Origin of the sequence: Nocardioides alpinus (assembly GCF_900112035.1) — a bacterium.
In the GTDB taxonomy this organism is placed as follows: Bacteria; Actinomycetota; Actinomycetes; order Propionibacteriales; family Nocardioidaceae; genus Nocardioides; species Nocardioides alpinus.
This window is the reverse complement of the sequence record NZ_FOKC01000011.1, coordinates 98,643-115,223: the sequence shown is the minus strand read 5'-3', so window position 1 is coordinate 115,223 and position 16,581 is coordinate 98,643. Positions and strand designations below refer to the sequence as shown.

Annotated in this window: 15 protein-coding genes; 3 read left to right on the top strand and 12 right to left on the bottom strand. The window is 72.6% G+C overall.

Features of this window, described 5'->3' with window-relative positions; translation table 11 throughout:
* Positions 1-8: 8 nt before the first annotated feature.
* Positions 9-1,619 (top strand): amidohydrolase, encoded by a 1,611-nt coding sequence (locus BM127_RS18275; protein ID WP_091200914.1) that lies wholly within the window; start codon positions 9-11, stop codon positions 1,617-1,619.
* A 5-nt stretch (positions 1,620-1,624) separates the two neighbouring features.
* Here BM127_RS18275 and BM127_RS18270 read toward each other — a convergent pair whose 3' ends face one another.
* The 5 genes from BM127_RS18270 to BM127_RS18250 form a co-directional block, all read right to left on the bottom strand.
* Positions 1,625-2,584 carry a trypsin-like serine protease gene (locus BM127_RS18270; RefSeq protein WP_091200912.1) on the bottom strand — a complete coding sequence of 320 codons (960 nt, stop codon included), beginning with the start codon at positions 2,582-2,584 and terminating at the stop codon, positions 1,625-1,627.
* 89 nt (positions 2,585-2,673) lie between these two features.
* Positions 2,674-4,239, bottom strand: a complete 1,566-nt coding sequence (locus BM127_RS18265) for a peptide chain release factor 3 (RefSeq protein WP_091200910.1) — start codon at positions 4,237-4,239, stop codon at positions 2,674-2,676.
* Positions 4,240-4,248: 9 nt separating this feature from the next.
* Positions 4,249-5,085, bottom strand: a complete 837-nt coding sequence (locus BM127_RS18260) for a vWA domain-containing protein (RefSeq protein ID WP_198554361.1) — start codon at positions 5,083-5,085, stop codon at positions 4,249-4,251.
* 131 nt (positions 5,086-5,216) lie between these two features.
* A complete protein-coding gene (locus BM127_RS18255) occupies positions 5,217-6,152 on the bottom strand; it encodes an AAA family ATPase (RefSeq protein WP_175507448.1) in 936 nt (311 codons plus the stop codon).
* A gap of 14 nt (positions 6,153-6,166) precedes the next feature.
* Entirely contained in the window at positions 6,167-7,282 is a 1,116-nt protein-coding gene (locus BM127_RS18250) for a Zn-dependent alcohol dehydrogenase (protein WP_091200906.1), read from the bottom strand.
* 138 nt (positions 7,283-7,420) lie between these two features.
* On the opposite strand from BM127_RS18250, the gene BM127_RS18245 reads away from it, so the two are divergent.
* Both BM127_RS18245 and BM127_RS18240 read left to right on the top strand, forming a co-directional pair.
* Positions 7,421-9,067: a sigma-54-dependent Fis family transcriptional regulator gene (locus tag BM127_RS18245; protein ID WP_139227794.1), complete on the top strand. Its 1,647-nt coding sequence runs from the start codon at positions 7,421-7,423 to the stop codon at positions 9,065-9,067.
* 64 nt (positions 9,068-9,131) lie between these two features.
* Entirely contained in the window at positions 9,132-10,754 is a 1,623-nt protein-coding gene (locus BM127_RS18240) for an AMP-binding protein (protein WP_091200904.1), read from the top strand.
* Here the strand turns inward: BM127_RS18240 and mftF are convergent.
* From mftF to mftA, 7 genes are read right to left on the bottom strand one after another with little or no spacing between them, the layout of a single operon-like run.
* Positions 10,658-12,160 (bottom strand): mycofactocin biosynthesis glycosyltransferase MftF, encoded by a 1,503-nt coding sequence (gene mftF, locus BM127_RS18235; RefSeq protein WP_091200903.1) that lies wholly within the window; start codon positions 12,158-12,160, stop codon positions 10,658-10,660. The two genes, BM127_RS18240 and mftF, sit on opposite strands and share 97 nt — an antisense overlap.
* Complete coding sequence (locus tag BM127_RS18230; protein WP_091200902.1) at positions 12,157-12,927, bottom strand: mycofactocin-coupled SDR family oxidoreductase; 771 nt, start codon at positions 12,925-12,927, stop codon at positions 12,157-12,159. The genes mftF and BM127_RS18230 overlap by 4 nt, the downstream gene beginning before the upstream one ends.
* Positions 12,924-13,598, bottom strand: coding sequence for a mycofactocin biosynthesis peptidyl-dipeptidase MftE (gene mftE / locus BM127_RS18225; RefSeq protein WP_091200900.1), 675 nt, complete (start codon positions 13,596-13,598; stop codon positions 12,924-12,926). The genes BM127_RS18230 and mftE overlap by 4 nt, the downstream gene beginning before the upstream one ends.
* A complete protein-coding gene (gene mftD / locus BM127_RS18220; protein WP_091200898.1) occupies positions 13,598-14,827 on the bottom strand; it encodes a pre-mycofactocin synthase MftD in 1,230 nt (409 codons plus the stop codon). The genes mftE and mftD overlap by 1 nt, the downstream gene beginning before the upstream one ends.
* Complete coding sequence (gene mftC, locus BM127_RS18215) at positions 14,824-16,077, bottom strand: mycofactocin radical SAM maturase (RefSeq protein ID WP_091200896.1); 1,254 nt, start codon at positions 16,075-16,077, stop codon at positions 14,824-14,826. Before mftC ends, mftD begins: the two co-directional genes overlap by 4 nt.
* Positions 16,074-16,373, bottom strand: coding sequence for a mycofactocin biosynthesis chaperone MftB (mftB, locus tag BM127_RS18210; protein ID WP_175507447.1), 300 nt, complete (start codon positions 16,371-16,373; stop codon positions 16,074-16,076). The genes mftC and mftB overlap by 4 nt, the downstream gene beginning before the upstream one ends.
* Entirely contained in the window at positions 16,373-16,504 is a 132-nt protein-coding gene (gene mftA, locus BM127_RS21970) for a mycofactocin precursor MftA (RefSeq protein ID WP_101228900.1), read from the bottom strand. The genes mftB and mftA overlap by 1 nt, the downstream gene beginning before the upstream one ends.
* Positions 16,505-16,581 lie beyond the last annotated feature (77 nt).

Sequence of the window (16,581 nt, the reverse complement as noted above, 5' to 3'; positions counted from 1 at the left end):
GTGCGGGGGTGAGTGCCACTGTCTTCGCGAACGCTGCCGTCTTCGACGGCCACCGCCACCGGGGTCGGATCGGGCACGTGGTCGTGGAGCACGGCAGGATCACGGGCGTCGGCGTCGACGCGGTCCCGTCCGGCGCGAGGGTCGTCGATGCGGCCGGCGGACTGCTCCTGCCCGGCTTCACCGACGCCCACGTCCACCCCGTCCAGGGCGGGCTCGAGCGGCTGAGCTGTGACCTCAGTGCGTTGCCGGCGGAGTCCGGCGCCTACCTCGCGCACATCCGGGCGTACGCCGATGCGCACCCCGAGCTGGACTGGATCGAGGGCGGTGGCTGGGCGATGGCCGCCTTTCCCGGCGGCCTGCCGACCGCTGCCGAGCTCGACGAGGCGGTGCCGGACAGGCCGGTGGCCCTCGCCAACCGCGACCACCACGGGATGTGGGTGAGCTCGCGGGCGCTCCAGGTCGCCGGGATCACCGCCGCGACGCCGGACCCCGCCGACGGTCACGTCGAGCGCAGCGCCGACGGCCGACCGACCGGGGTGCTGCACGAGGGCGCGATGGGCCTGCTCGCGCACGTCCTCCCGGTGGCCGACGACGACCAGATGTATGCGGGGTTCCTCGAGGGTCAACGCCACCTCCACTCGCTGGGTGTCACCAGCTGGCAGGACGCGATCGTCGGTGCCTACTCGGGGATGCGCGACGCCGGCCCGACGTACGCCCGGGCCGCCGCGGCAGGCACCCTCACCGGGACGGTGGTCGGGGCGCTCTGGTGGGACCGGGACCGCGGCAGCGAGCAGGTCGCGGACCTCGTCGCCCGGCGTGCGGCCTGGACGAGCGGCCGGTTCTCGGCCACGGCGGTGAAGATCATGCAGGACGGGGTTGCCGAGAACGGCACCGCGGCGCTCGTCGAGCCCTACCTCGACCGCTGCGGCCACGCCACCCGCAACACCGGCATCTCCTTCGTGGACCCGGTGAGCCTGCGGGGCCACGTCCGAGAGCTCGACGCCCAGGGCTTCCAGGTCCACTTCCACGGGCTGGGCGACCGCAGCGTGCGCGAGGCGCTCGACTCCCTCGAGGGCACCGATCGCGCGCGGCGGCACCACATCGCCCACCTCCAGCTCGTGCACCCCGACGACGTCCCGCGCTTCGGCGAGCTGGGCGTCGCGGCCAACATCCAGGCGCTCTGGGCGTGCCACGACGACCAGATGACCGAGCTCACCATCCCGTTCCTCGGGGCCGAGCGGGCCGCCCGGCAGTACCCCTTCGGCGACCTGCACGCCGCCGGCGCGCGGCTCGTCGCGGGGAGCGACTGGCCGGTGAGCACGCCCGACCCGCTCGCGGCGATCCACACCGCCGTGCACCGGACGTCGTACGACGAACCGGCGCCGGCGGGCACGGTGCCGTTCCTGCCCGAGCAGGCGCTGCCCATCGAGGTGGCCTTCGCCGCCTACACGAGCGGATCCGCCTGGGTGAACCACCGCGACGACGCCGGGACCATCAGTCCCGGCGCCGTCGCCGACCTCGTCGTGCTGGACCGCGATCCGCTCGCGTCACCGGAGGAGATCGGTGCTGCGCGGGTGCGGTCGACCTGGATCGACGGGGAGTGTGTCCACGAGTCCTGACGCGGTCAGGACCCGTAGGCCCCCGCGGGGTCCTCCAGGAAGGCGATGTCGTCGGGCTGGTCGAGGCGATAGCTGCCGCTCGCGTTGCAGTTGGCGTTGAGGCCGAACGACGTGACGGCCACGACGAGGTTCTGCTCGGCCAGCAAGGGAGTGGAGATGTCGAACGTCGGACCACCGGAGTCGCCGAAGCAGGTGCCACCGGTGGTGCCGCGACCGGCGTGGCTGAACTGCACCGAGATGTCCTTGTAGCCGTAGGCGCCCTTGAAGCTCGTCAGTCGCCGGTCCGCCTTGCGCCGGGTGTCGCCGCCGACGGACGACTTGGGGCTGCTGCCTTCGAGGCCGTAGCCCACGGACTCGAAGAGACCCGTCTGCTTGGCCGCCTTGGAGTAGTAGGTGTCGAGGTAGTCGGCCTCGGGCAGGGAGCCGTACTCAGGCAGGGTCACCGGCTCACTCAGCTCGAGGACGGCGACGTCGTGCAGCAGGAACGCCGCGTCGACGTAGTCGGGGTGGGTGAACGTCGACGCCGTCTGGTGCCACGTGGTGCTCGCGTCGAGCGCGGTCGACCAGGCCGTGTAACGCGCGTCGTTGCCGTCCGGGACGAAGGTGGAGCTCGCCGGCAGGATGTCGAAGTCGGGCACCTCCTCGACGGAGAACCACACGTCGGTGCCGCCCTTGAGGGGGTTCGCCGGGACCGAGCCGTCGACGCCGACGGCATAGGTGCAGTGCCCGGCCGTGACGACCGTGTCGGCGTCGACGAGGGTGCCGCTGCAGGTGAACCAGCCGCCAGGATCGGTGAAGCGCGAGTCGGCGGCGTCGGGCACGTAGAAGAGGAGCTGCCCGACATAGGGGTGCTCGCCCGCGTCGGGGGCACCACCGACGATCGCGGTCGCGGGCTGGGTGGTCGCCACCCAGACTGCGGTGGACGCGAGCAGGGTGAGGGTGAGCCGGCCGGGGGACAGCGGCATGGGTGTGCTCCTTCGGAGGGGATGCGGTCCCGTCCAGTCAGCGCCCCGACGCCCGGAGGTGTCAATCGGAGAAATGGTCAAGGAGAGGGTCAGCTGCCGCCGGCAGGCAGGGCCTCGAGCATCAGGTCGGGGTTGTCGCGCGCGGTGACCATGGCGCGCCACTGGTCGACGAAGAGCGCGAGGTAGGTGCCGTCGCTGCGCTGGAGCACCTCGACGCCGCGCACCCCGGCCAGCGCCGCAGCACCGGCCGCGTCCGTGCGCCGCGCGACCTGGTAGTCGAGCCGCGAGAACCTGATGGGGGAGTTGAACTCGTTGGTCATCCGGTCCTCGACCACCTCGAACTGCATCGGGCCGACCGCCGCCAGGACGGGGTTCTGGTCGCCGCGCAGGTCGGAGCGCAGGACCTGGACCACGCCCTCCTGGTCGAGCTGCTCGATGCCGCGGCGGAACTGCTTGTAGCGGCCGATGTCGCCGGCGCTGGCCGTGACGAAGTGCTCGGGGGCGAAGCTCGGGACCGGCGGGTACTCGATCGGGTCGCCGACGTAGACCGTGTCGCCGACCCGCAGGGACTGCGCGTTGACGAAGCCGATGATGTCGCCCGGCTCGGCGGTCTCGACCGACTGCGTGTCGCGGCCGAAGACCGACTGGGCGAACTTGGTGGCGAACGGCCGACCGGTCGACGCGTGGGTGACCACCATGCCGCGCTCGAAGGCGCCGGACACGACGCGCGCGTAGGCGAGCCGGTCGCGGTGGGCGTTGTTCATGCCGGACTGCACCTTGAAGACGAAGGCGCTGAAGTCGTCCTCGACCTTGCGGACGGAGCCGTCGACGCCCTCGGTGGGGCTGGGGTCGGGCGCGATGTCGAGCAGCAGGTCGAGCAGCTGCGCGACGCCGAAGTTCTGGAGCGCCGAGGCGAACATGACGGGCGTGGTCTCGCCGGCGAGGAAGCGGTCCTGGTCGTGGTCGGCCTCGTCGAGGCCGAGCAGCTCGTGCTCCTCGACCGCGTCCGCCCACAGCGCGGCGTCGATCTCGTCGACCTCGTCGGCGGCCATCCGGCGCTCGGGCGCGCGGGTCGCACCGCCGGCGGTGCGGGTGTACTTCACGAACTCACCCGTACGACGGTCGAGCACGCCGCGGAAGTCGCCGGCCTCGCCGACGGGCCAGGTCAGGGGAGTGGGCCGGAGCTTGATCTTCTCCTGGATGAGGTCCATCAGCTCGAGCGCCGAGAGACCGGGACGGTCCCACTTGTTGATCACCGTCATGACGGGGATGCCGCGCAGGGCGCAGACCTTGAAGAGCTTGAGCGTCTGCGGCTCGAGCCCCTTGCCCGCGTCGACCAGCATCACGGCGGAGTCGACGGCCGAGAGCACGCGGTAGGTGTCCTCGGAGAAGTCGCTGTGGCCGGGGGTGTCGACGAGGTTGATCACGTGGTCGCGGTAGACGAACTGCAGTGCGGCCGACGTGATCGAGATGCCGCGGGCCTTCTCCATCGCCATCCAGTCCGAGACCGTGGCGCGCCGGTCGCCCTTGCCGTGGACCGCGCCGGCCTCGGTGATCACCCGGGCGTGCAGGGCGAGCGCCTCGGTGAGGGTCGACTTGCCCGCGTCGGGGTGGCTGATGACGGCGAACGTACGGCGGGGGCGGGTGTCGGGCACCGCCCGAATCTACCGGCCCGGCGTGTGGACCCGGTCATCGGCGAGCATGGCGTTGAGCGCGGCCGGGACGTCGAGGACCGAGCCGACAGGAGCGACGCGGGCCCCGCTGTCGCGTGCCAGCCGGCGGGCCTCGTCGTCGTCCTCGGCAGGAGCCAGGATCACGAGCTCCTCGAGGGCCCGCGCTGCGGGCGTGGCGTCGACCTCGTCGGTGACGCGGCAGTCGGACAGGAGCAGCACGACCCGGCGGCGCGCGCGGGCGCCGGCCAGCTGGACGTGGGCCTGGCGCAGGGCGTCGGCCAGTCCGGTGGTGCCGTGCCCGCGCAGAGCGAGCACCCGCTCGATGGTCGCGGTCGGCCGCGACGTCTCGGAGATCGGCTTCAGCACGGCGGTGCTGCCGGCGAAGGCCAGCACCGCGTGCTCCTGCGGCGCATACGTGAGGCACGCCGCCCCGGCCACCGCGGCGGTGGTGAGGCGGGCGCCGCTCATCGAGCCGGACTGGTCGATCACCAGGCACAGGGCCAGGTCGGGGCGGCTCCACTGCACCGAGGTCATGTCGTCGAGCGACGGCATCCGCGCCTCGGCGCGGGCCCCGACGATCGCATCCATCGAGCGGTCGAGGTCCAGGTCGCCGCCCCGGTGCGCCGGCACCGGCCGGGGCTTGGCGACCCCGCGGTTGCGCGGGATCCCGCGGCGCGTCTGGTCGAGGATCAGCCGGGGCGCCAGGCGGCGTACGGCGGCGCGCAGGCGCTCGTCGGTCGCGTGCGACATCTCGACCAGGAGGGTCAGGGTGTCGTCGGGATCGCTGCGCAGCGCGTCGTCGAGCGCCTCGAGGTCCAGCTCGCCCACCTCGGGAGACAGCTCGGCGAAGGTGGGGTTCCTGGACAGCTCGGAACGACCCGTGGTGCGGGGGGCCGAGCGGCGCTGGCGCGACTCGGGCTTCGTCGGTGGTGGGGTGCCGCCCGCCCCGGGGGGCGGGCTCAGGGTTCCCCCGGCGACCCCTCTGCACTGCCGGGGTCGCTCGGGTCGGGGGAGTCGGCGGACGGCTCGGCGCCGAACACGGCGACGTACAGCTCGGTGACGACCTGCTCCGGGGACCGATCGCACCCGTCCTGCAGGCGGATCCGACCCGAGAGCGATGCCTTGGCGGCGGCGAGCCCGACGTGCCAGTCGTCCGTGGTGGTGCCCCGCAGGCGACCCAGCTCGACCGAGAGCCGGGCCACGTCGATCGCGCCCCGGACCGACGACCCGAACCGGATGTCGTCGTGGTCCCGGGTGCTGCGGACGAGCTCGACGACCCGGGCCCGCCAGGCGGGGTCGAGGTCGGACGTCCGGAGCCCGACGATCGCCTGCTCGGCCTGCGCGGACTGGTAGTCCATCGAGATCCGGCAGGTGCGGTCGTAGAGCGCTCCGGAGACGCGCGCCGTGCCGACGGCGTCGAAGGGGTTCATCGCCGCGACCAGCGCGAAGCCCGGCGCGGCGGCGACCCGGCCGAGGCGCGGGACGGTGATCTCCAGCTCGGACATCGCGGTCAGCAGGACGTTGAGGGTCTCCTCCGGGATCCGGTTGAGCTCCTCGACGTAGAGCAGCCCACCGCTGCGCAGCGCCTCGAGCAGCGGCCCGTCCTCGAAGATCTCCGGGACGTAGCCCTTGGACAGCACGAGGGCGGGGTCGAAGTGGCCGATGAGGCGCGACGGGGTCAGCTCCGCATTGCCCTCGACCATCACGAACGGGATCCGTCGCCCGGTGGCGACGCGGCGCAGCAGGGTCGACTTCCCGGTGCCCGGGGGGCCCTCCAGCAGCACGTGGGCGCCGCTGAGGAGCGCCGCCTCGAGCAGCTCGGCCTCGGCGGCGCGCTCGATGACCTCCGTGGGCACGGCGGCAGCGGCCGCACCCACGGAGGACGTCTGTGTCACGGTCTCCGGCACCCTCAGTTGTGGCTGTGGACGACGACGCCGCGGACGTTCTTGCCGGCCAGCAGGTCGTCGTACCCCTCGTTGACCTGGTCGAGCGTGTAGGTGCGCGTGATGATCTCGTCCAGCTTGAGGTCACCGCTCTGGTAGAGCCCGAGGAGACGCGGGATGTCCGTGGTGGGGTTGCAGTCGCCGAAGAGGCTGCCCTTCAGGGTCTTGCGGAACAGGGTCATGATCGAGCCGGGGAGCTCGATGTTCTGCTCCATCAGCTTGTTGAGGCCGGTCAGCACGACGACGCCGCCCTTGCCCACGGCGTGGAAGCCGCCGGCCACGATCTCGGACGTCATCAGCCCGGGCGTCAGGATGGCCGAGTCGGCCATCTGCCCGCGGGTCATGTCGGTGATCGCCTCCATGGCCTCGTCGGTGCTGGCGAAGCTGTGGGTGGCGCCGAGCTCCATCGCCTTCTCGCGCTTGTTCTCCAGCGGGTCGATCGCGATGATGTTCTTCGCCCCGGCGAGACGCGCGCCCTGGACGGCGTTGATGCCGATGCCGCCGATGCCGACGACCAGGACGGTCTGGCCCGCCTTCACCGCGGCGGTGTTGACCGCAGCGCCCCAGCCGGTCGGCACGCCGCAGCCCACGAGGACCGCCTTCTCGAGGGGCAGGTCGTCGTCGACCTTCACGCACGAGTTCTGGTGGATCACGCCGTACTGGCTGAAGGTGCCGAGCATGCACATCGCGCCGTAGTCGCCGCGCGGGCCGGTGATCGGGAACCGCTCGCCGGGCAGGTAGCCCTCGAGGATGGTGGCGCCCATGTCGCAGATCGACTGCTGGCCGTTGGCGCAGTAGCGACAGGTGCCGCAGTTGGGGATGAACGAGCAGACGACGTGGTCGCCGACCTTGACGCGGCTGACACCGGGACCGACCTCCTGGATGATCCCCGCTCCCTCGTGGCCCAGGACCATCGGCAGCCGGGCCTCGAGGTCGCCGTGCGCCACGTGCACGTCGGAGTGGCACAGGCCGGCGTGCGTGTACTGGATCAGCACCTCGCCCTCGCGCGGCTTGTCGAGGGTGAGCTCCTCGATCTCGATCGGCTTGCCGGCCTCGACGACGACTGCTGCCTGGGTCTTCATGGGGTCTCCTCTGCGCTCGCGGACCCCCACCGTGACACCCGTCACACCTCGAGGCTGTTCAAGAACTGGACAGGCGCCCGTGGACAGCGGGTGCATGATGTGTGACGAGGAGCACACCCTGGGAGAGGACGTGTGCAGGTGCCCCACGCAGCCACGACGCACGACGACCCGCCGGGCGGGCGCGCCGACATCGCCGCGTCCTGGCGCCGGGCCAGCCTGGCCGGTGTCGAGCACGACGGACCGTTCAGCCGACTCGACCCACGCGACATCGATCCCAACAGCTCGCTGCTCGTCGGGGCGGGGCCCGTCCTCGACCAGCTCGAGGAGAGCCTGGTCGGCACCGGCTACTCGACGATCCTGGGCGACCGCGAGTGCCGCGTCGTCCGGCGCTGGTTCGACGACCCGCAGACCCGCGACGGTTTCGACCTGCTCAACCTCCGCGAGGGCGCGAGCCTGCTCGAGGACGCGGTGGGCACCAACGCCCTCGGCACGGTCTTCGAGACCAGGCACCCCGTCCTCATCAACGGTCCCGAGCACTTCGCCGAGGTGCTGCGCCGCTTCAGCTGCTACGGGCACCCCATCCGCCACCCGCTCACCCGGCGCATCGAGGGAGTCCTGGACATCTCGGCCGTGGTCGACCGGGCGAGCCCGCTGCTCCCGCCCCTCATCGCCCGGGCCGTGCACGACATCGAGGAGCGCCTGCTCGGCGGCAGCCGGCTGTCGGAGAAGAGCCTGCTGGCGGCGTTCCAGGCCGCGTCGGGTCACTGTCGCGACGCCGTGCTGGCCATCGGCGAGGACATCGTGATGTGCAACCAGGCCGCGTCCGACCTGCTCAGCCCCTCCGACATCGCGCTGCTGCGCGTGCTGGCCGAGGACCCCCCGGGCAAGGGGGAGAGCGCCCTGCGGCTGACCCTCGACTCCGGTCGCGCTGCCGACGTCACGGTCACCCGGGTGTCGGGGGCGCGTCGCGGTGTCCTGCTGCGCGTGGTCGAGCGGGCCAGCGGCCCGCACCTCACCCCGGTGACCATCTCGACCACGGTGGTCATGCGGGCTCCTGCTCCCACCCTCGTGTCCGGTCCGCCGGGCACCGGTCGGTCGACGCGGGCCCGCCACCTGGCCGTGCTCCCGACGAAGGTGATGCGCGCCGCGACCGCCCTGCTCGAGGGCGAGGCCGCCTGGGCCAAGGAGTTCGCCGGAGCCATGAGGCGCAGCGAGGGGTCGGTCGTCGTCGACGGGATCGACCTCCTCAGCGACGAGCTGCTCGACCTGGTGATCGAGGCCGTCGACCAGCGGTCGCGCCCCCAGCTGATCCTCACGAGCGGCCCGGTCGAGTCGCTGACGGGTCGCGCCGCCGTCCTGGCGGGAGCCGCGACGGTCCGCGAGGAGCTCACCCCGCTGGGAGCGCGCCGCGACGAGGTGCGCGACCTCGCCGCGTCGATGCTGCGTGACGTCGCCGCGAGCGAGTCGGTCCACCTGACCCCGGGCGCCCTCCACGCCCTGGCGGCGCACAGCTGGCCGGGCAACCTGCGCGAGCTCAAGGCGGTCATCGCGCACGCTGCGGCGTGCCGCTCAAGCGGTGGGATCGCGGTCTCCGACCTGCCGGAGGGCTACCGCCTGACGACGCCGGTCCGCCACCTGTCCGCACTCGACCGTGCCGAGCGCGATGCCATCGTGGTGGCCCTCCGTGCCGCCGACGGCAACAAGGTGCAGGCCGCGCGCGAGCTCGGCCTCTCCCGCACGACGCTCTACGCCCGGATCCGCCAGCTCCGGATCGAGGGCTTCTGAGCGTGACGGGTCGCTGTCCAGAGACTGAACACCCACCTCGGCGCGCCCGGGAAAGGCTGGAGCCATGACCACGCAACCTGCGTACGCCAGCGGCCTCGACGAGGGCGAGCTGCTGGAGGAGACCATCGGGGCCAACTTCGAGCGGACCGTCGCCGCGCACCCGCAGGGCGAGGCGCTGGTCGAGGTCGCCAGCGGGCGTCGCTGGACCTGGACGGAGCTCGACCACGACGTCGACGCCCTCGCCCGTGGGCTGCTCGCCGCCGGGCTGACGACCGGCGACCGGCTCGGTGTCTGGGCGCCCAACTGCGCCGAGTGGACCATCGCGCAGTACGCCACCGCCAAGCTGGGCGTGGTGCTGGTCAACGTCAACCCGGCCTACCGCACCCACGAGTTCGCCTACGCGGTGAACCAGTCGGGCATGCGGATGCTCATCGCGGCCTCGCGCTTCAAGACCAGCGACTACCGCGCGATGGTGGAGGAGACCCGCGCCGAGTGCCCGGACCTCGAGCGCGTGGTCTTCCTCGACACCGACGACTGGGCCGCGCTGGTCGAGGAGGGGAGCTCGCTCCCCGAGGGCGCCGTCGCCGAGGTCCTGGCCACCCTCGTGCCGGGCGACCCGATCAACATCCAGTACACCTCCGGCACGACCGGGCGTCCCAAGGGCGCGACGCTGAGCCACCGCAACATCCTCAACAACGGGTTCTTCACGACCGAGCTCATCAACCTGACGCACGAGGACCGGCTGTGCATCCCGGTGCCCTTCTACCACTGCTTCGGCATGGTGATGGGCAACCTCGGCTGCTCCAGCCACGGCACCACGATGGTGATCCCGGCGCCGGGGTTCGACCCCGAGACCACCCTGCGCACGATCGAGGCCGAGCGGTGCACAGGCGTCTACGGCGTGCCGACGATGTTCATCGCGATGCAGAACCACCCGACCTTCGCCGAGCACGACCTCTCGACCCTCCGCACCGGGATCATGGCCGGGTCCATCTGCCCGGTCGAGGTGATGAAGCGCTGCATCAACGACATGCACATGTCCGAGGTCTCCATCGCCTACGGGATGACCGAGACCAGTCCGGTGTCGACGCAGACCCGGGCCGACGACGACCTGGACCGGCGTACGGCCTCGATCGGCCGCGTGCATCCCCAGCTCGAGGTCAAGATCGTCGACCCGGTCACGGGCGAGACCGTCCTGCGTGGCCAGACGGGTGAGCTCTGCACCCGCGGCTACTCGGTCATGGTGGGCTACTGGAACGACCCGGAGAAGACCGCGGAGGCGATCGACGCCGACGGGTGGATGCACACCGGTGACCTGGCGGAGATGCGCGAGGACGGCTACTGCAACGTGGTCGGCCGGATCAAGGACATGGTGATCCGCGGGGGCGAGAACGTCTACCCGCGCGAGGTCGAGGAGTTCCTCTACGCCCACCCCGACATCAAGGACGTCCAGGTCATCGGGGTGCCGGACGAGAAGTACGGCGAGGAGCTGTGTGCCTGGATCAGGATGCGGGCCGGCGCTGCCCCGCTCGACGCCGCGGCCGTGCGGGCCTACTGCGACGGCAGGCTCTCGCACTACAAGGTGCCGCGCTACGTGATGATCGTCGAGGAGTTCCCGATGACCGTCACCGGCAAGATCCGCAAGGTGGAGATGCGGGAGGCCGCTGCGCGCGAGCTCGGCCTCTGAGGCGCTGTTGCCCGTCTCGGTGCCAGGGCGGTGGTGGAGCGTCGACGCAGCGCGCCCCACCAGAGGCCGGTGCCGTAGGCGAGGTCGTCGAGGCGCCGGCCGGCGAACAGGACGGGCAGGGACACGGACGGCTCGTCGGCCCCCGCGGCCTCGCGGACCGCGACGCAGGTGTCGATGACGAGGGCCGTCGCGAGGGCCCGCCGCACGTGTGCCGAGGGCAGGCCGACGGCCGCCACCGGCCACCAGTGCCGCAGCAGCAGGGCGGACTCCTGACGGGCGGCCCACCCGACCCCGCGACCGGCGAGCCGGGCCGCGATCCTCACCCGGGTGCGGCGCTCGACCGTCGACGGCAGTCCGCGCGCGACCGACCAGGTCGCCACGGCGTACGCCGCCGAGACGACCGGCAGCGACCAGCGACGTCGCAGCAGCAGGGCCGCGCCGGCGACCGCCATCGTCGGGCTCAGGACTGCAGGCGCCACGTGGGAGCCGTGGCGCTCGGCGAGGTCCGCGCCGCCGGTGCCGTAGAACAGCTTGCGGCCGAGCCAGCCACGCACCGTCGTACGCACGTCGTGGCGGGCCGCGACGTCGGGGTCGTAGCGGACCCGGTGGCCCGAAGCGCCGAGCCGCCACACGAGGTCGACGTCCTCGCCGACCCGCATCGCGGCGTCGAAGCCCGGTCCGAGCAGGGCCGTACGTCCCACGAGGCAGGCGCTGGGCAACCAGGCGACGCTCGCGCCGGGACGCACCGTGGCGGGCGTGGAGCCGAGCGAGAGCGAGGAGGCGATGACGTCGTAGCGCTCGAACCAGCGTGGTCGGTCGGCGGCCGAGTGGCCGACGACCCGCGGTCCGACGAGCGCGACAGCGGGGTCGTCGAGGTGCCGCGCGAGTCGCAGGAGGTCGCCGCCGTCGACCTGGACGTCCGAGTCGACGAACGCCACGACCGGTGTCGTGACCCGCGCCAGGCCCGCGTTGCGGGCACCGGCCGGCCCCACGTTGACGACGAGTGGCACGAGGATGGCGCCGTGACGTCGCGCGACGTCGGCCACCGCCGCCGGATCGAGGGAGGCGTCGTCGACCACGATGACGGCCAGGGGGTGCAGTGCCGCGAGGCAGCGGTCGAGCTGGTCGGCACGGTCCCGCACCGGGACGACCACGGTGAGCTGGTTCTGCGCCGGGGCAGTGGCGTCGCGGAGATCGGGCCGAGCGAGGTTGGTCGACAGGAGCCGGTCGGCCAACCGGGACGACGCCTCGTCGGTGACCACGAGCCGGCGCTGGTCGAGACGGGCCGCTGCCGCAGGGGAGAGCCGCAGGGCGGTCAGGGGCGAGCCACCGACCAGCAGCCGCCCGCCGTCCGCCCGCAGCGCTGACGGGTCGAGGGTCACGCTGAAGCCGCGCGGCAGGCTCACCCGGTGAACCCGCCGTCGGCGTGCAGCACCGTGCCGTTGACGACGCCACCGGCGGGCGAGGCGCAGAACGCGATGGCAGCCGCCACCTCGCCGGGGTCGAGCAGCCGCTGGAGCAGCTGGTGCCCGGCGAGTTCGTCGGCGGGGACGTCGTAGAGCGCCGCGGTGGCCGCGAGCATGGCGGTGTCGGTGGAGCCGGGGGAGACGGCATTCGCGGTCACGCCCGTGCCCACGAGGTCGGCGGCCAGGCCCTTCACCATTCCCACCACGGCGTGCTTGGCGGCGGTGTAGGCGGCGAGGTGGAAGAGGCCGCGCGTGCCTGCGGCGGACGCGACCGCGACGAAGCGGCACCCCGACGGGTCGGGGCCGGCGAGCATGGCGGGCACGGTGGCGGCGGCGGTGTGCCACACGCCCCTGACGTCCACGTCCCAGAGCTCGTCGAGGTCGGCCTCGGGGGTCTGCCACAGCGGGGTGCCGCCCCGGATGACAGCTGCGGCGGCGACCGCCGCGTCGAGCCGTCCCCACCGGTCGACGGCCAGGGCGACCGCCCCGTCCAGGGCCGCACGGTCGCGTACGTCGGCGACGACCGGCAGCACCCGGTCGCCGTGCCGCGCTCCGACGCCGTCGAGGTCGGCGCGCGTCGCGAGGCCGCCGCCGCCGCAGGAGTCGAGGGCGACCACGTGGCACCCGTCGGCGACGAGACGGTCCACGGTGGCGGCGCCGATGCCCCGGGCAGCGCCGGTGACGAGCGCGACCCTGGTCGGCGTCATCGCGCCCCGACCCCGGTGGTGACGAGGCGGCGCAGGACGTCGTCGACCATCGCCCGGAGCACCTCCTCGCCCTCGGTGGCAGTGGCTCCGGTCGGATCTCCGAGCACCCCGTTGGGGGACACGGCGCAGACGCCGCCCGCACGCATGAGGGGCAGGATCTCGGCCAGCGGTCGGGTGTCGCCGACCTCGGCCAGGTGGCGGCGTACGGACCAGGGGGCGAGGTGCAGCATGAGCGAGGTCTCGGTGCGACCGGCGTGCAGGTCGACCAGCTCGGTGGCGCACGGGACCCACGTCACGGCATGTCCCTCGTCCACCAGCTGGTCGACGGCGGACGTGAGTGCCGTGACGTTGCCGCCGTGCCCGTTGACGAGCACGACCCGGTCCGACCAGGTGCGCATCGACCGGACGAGCTCGACCACGGTGCTGCGCAGGACGTCCGTGCCGATCGAGCTGGTGCCGGCGAAGGACTGGTGCTCGCCGCTGGAGCCGTACGCCAGGGGCGGCGCGACCCACCCGCCGACCTTCGCGGCGACCGCGGTGGCGACGGCGGTGGCGATCACGGTGTCGGTGTCGAGGGGCAGGTGCGGTCCGTGCTGCTCGAGCGAGCCGACCGGCACCAGGACCAGCGGTGCGCCGGCGGTGTCGCGCGACGTGGCCTCCGACAGGCGCATCAGTCCGGCGCGCCGATCGAGCGGTGGAACCCGTCGGGGACCAGGACGTGCTCCGGGGTGAGCTCGTCGAGCGAGGCGACCCCGAGGCCGAGCAGCGCGGAGTCGATGCCGGAGCGCAGCACGTCGAGGACGTTCTCGACCCCCGCCTGGCCGTTGGCGGCCAGGCCCCACAGGTAGGCGCGGCCGATCAGCACCGCGCGGGCGCCCAGCGCGACGGCCTTGACGACGTCGGAGCCGCGGCGGACGCCGCCGTCCATGACCACCTCGACCTGGCCGCCCACCCGCTCGGCGATCGGCTGCACGAGCCGGATCGCGGCGGGGGTGCCGTCGAGGTTGTTGCCGCCGTGGTTGGACACCGACAGGGCCGCGACGCCGGCATCGACGGCCCGCAGGGCGTCGTCGACACGGCCGACGCCCTTGAGCATGAACGGTCGGCCGCTGATCTGGTGCCACTGCTCGCGCATCCACGCGACGTCGTCCCACGACGGGGGAGGCGTGGTCATCCACTCGTAGTAGGCGGCGAAGAAGGTCGGACCGGTGGTCTCGCCGGGCCTGGCGAGGTTCGGGGCGGTGAGGTCCGGGATCGCGCCGGCACGGCCGAACTGGTAGAGCCACCGGGGCCGGGTGAGGACCTTCGGCGCCATCCGCACCATCGTCCGGAGGTCGACCTTCTCGGGGATCTCGGGGCTGCCCCAGTCGCGGCCCATGGAGAACGACCAGTCGAGGGTGGCGATCAGGCCCAGGGCGCCTGCGTCGTGGGCGCGCTGCATGCGCTGGACCATCACGTCGCGATCGCCGGTCCAGTACATCTGGAAGAACGTCGTGGCGCCGGTCGCGGTGACCTCCTCGACCGACTTCGACGCGAAGTTGGACAGGCCCATGATCGTGCCGCGTGCGGCGGCAGCCCGGGCGACGGCGACCTCACCGTCCGGGTGCACGGCCTGGACACCGGTCGGACTGATGACGACCGGGAGGGAGATCTCCTGGCCCATCAGCATCCGCGACATCGTGCGGTGCGCCTGGTGGCCGGCGACGTGAGGTGAGAGTCCGATCTCGGAGAAGGCGGCCTGGTTGTCGTCCACGGTCTGGCCGCGCTCGGACCCCGCGACCAAGGCACCGTAGACCGGCGCCGGCAGGCGCCTGCGTGCCCGCTCCTGGGCGACGGCCACCGACTCGAACCACGGGTTCTGCTTCCACGGGTTGGCGAGCCACTCCGGTCCGGCGCTCACGGGCAGCAGCCCGCCGTGGGACCGGGGTCGAAGCCGGCGAGCGGGCTCTCGGCGCACGCGCTGACCGGGGGGCGGCTCATCAGGGTGAGCATCACCGGCTGGTTGCGGGTCGGGGTGGACCTCGAGTGGTCCTGGCTCGCGGCCGGGACCGTACGGTCGGCGCTCAGCGCCTGCTCGCCGTAGCCCTGGACGCACTCGGGGTCGGGGCCGTCGAGGGGCAGCCCGGTGAAGAACTTCGCCGCCATGCACCCGCCGCGGCAGGTGTCGTAGAACTGGCACTTCGCGCAGGCCCCGCCGGTCTGCGGCGAGCGCAGCTCGGTGAAGAGCTCGGAGTCCTGCCAGACGCGCTGGAAGCCGCCCGGGGCGAGCAGGTTGCCGGCGAGGAACTCGTCGTGGATGGCGAACGGGCAGGCGTATACGTCCCCGACGGGGTCGATCAGGCAGACCACGCGTCCGGCGCCGCAGAGGTTGAGTCCCGGCAGCGCCTCGCCGAACGCGGAGAGGTGGAAGAACGAGTCGCCGGTGAGGACGTCGTCGCCCTTGGCCAGCAGCCAGTCGTAGAGCTCGCGCTGCTGGTGCGGCAGCGGGTGGAGCTCGTCCCACACGTCGGCGCCGCGACCCGAGGGGCGGAGCCGGGTCAGGCGCAGGGTCGCGCCGAATCGGTCGGCCAGGGCCTGGAACTCGTCGAGCTGACCGATGTTCTGGCGGGTGCACACCACCGAGATCTTCACGTCGTCGAAGCCGGCGTCCTGCAGGTTCTGCAGCGCGGTGAGCGCCATGTCGTACGACCCCGGGCCGCGCACGTAGTCGTTGACCTCGGCGGTCGCTCCGTCGAGCGAGATCTGGACGTCGACGTAGCCGTGGCAGGCGGGGGAGGCGAGGAAGGCCGCACGCTCGGGCGTGAGGCGGACGCCGTTGGTGGAGAACTTCACCCCGACCTGGTGGCCGACGGCGTACTCCAGCAGGTGCCAGAAGTCGGGCCGGATGGTGGGCTCGCCGCCGCCGATGTTGACGTAGAAGACCTGCATCCGCTGGAGCTCGTCGATGACGGCCTCGGCCTGCGCGGTGGACAGCTCGCGCGGGTCGCGGCGACCCGACGAGGAGAGGCAGTGGGCGCACGCGAGGTTGCAGGCGTACGTCAGCTCCCACGTCAGGCAGATGGGAGCGTCCAGGCCGAGCTCGAACTGCTCGACCAGGGTGCCCCCGACCGGGCGGGTGGGAGAGGAGGGCCGTGCGGGCGCGATCGTCATGCGACCGCCCGCCCCTGGTCGGTCTCGCGGGGTCGGATCATGTCGGTGTCGGCCAGCCGGGCCAGCGCGTCGGCGTACGCCCCGTGCTGCGCCGCGGGCACACCCGCAGCGACCAGCGCCGAGCGCACGTCCGGCTGCTCGCCGAGGGCCCGGACCACGGCCACGAGCTCGGGCCGCTTGAGGAACGTCAGCTTGCGGTTGCCGAAGTGGTAGGCGAGCGCACCGAACGGCTCGGGGCGCAACGCCACGGAGGGCGACAGGGTCCACGCCTGGTCGAGGATGGCCTCGTCGAGCATCAGTAGACGCCGCACATGCCGTCGATCGAGACCTCCTCGATGAGGTCCTCGCTCTCGAGGACGGCCGCGTCATCCGCCGCGAGGGCCTCGTCCTGGTCGGGGCCGGCGAGCTGGTCGGTGTCGACACTCATGGGTGTCTCCTCTCGGTCGGTGCCGGTGGTGGCACCTGTCGAGGATCGCTCGCACCAGGGGGCCCGGGTGTTCAGAC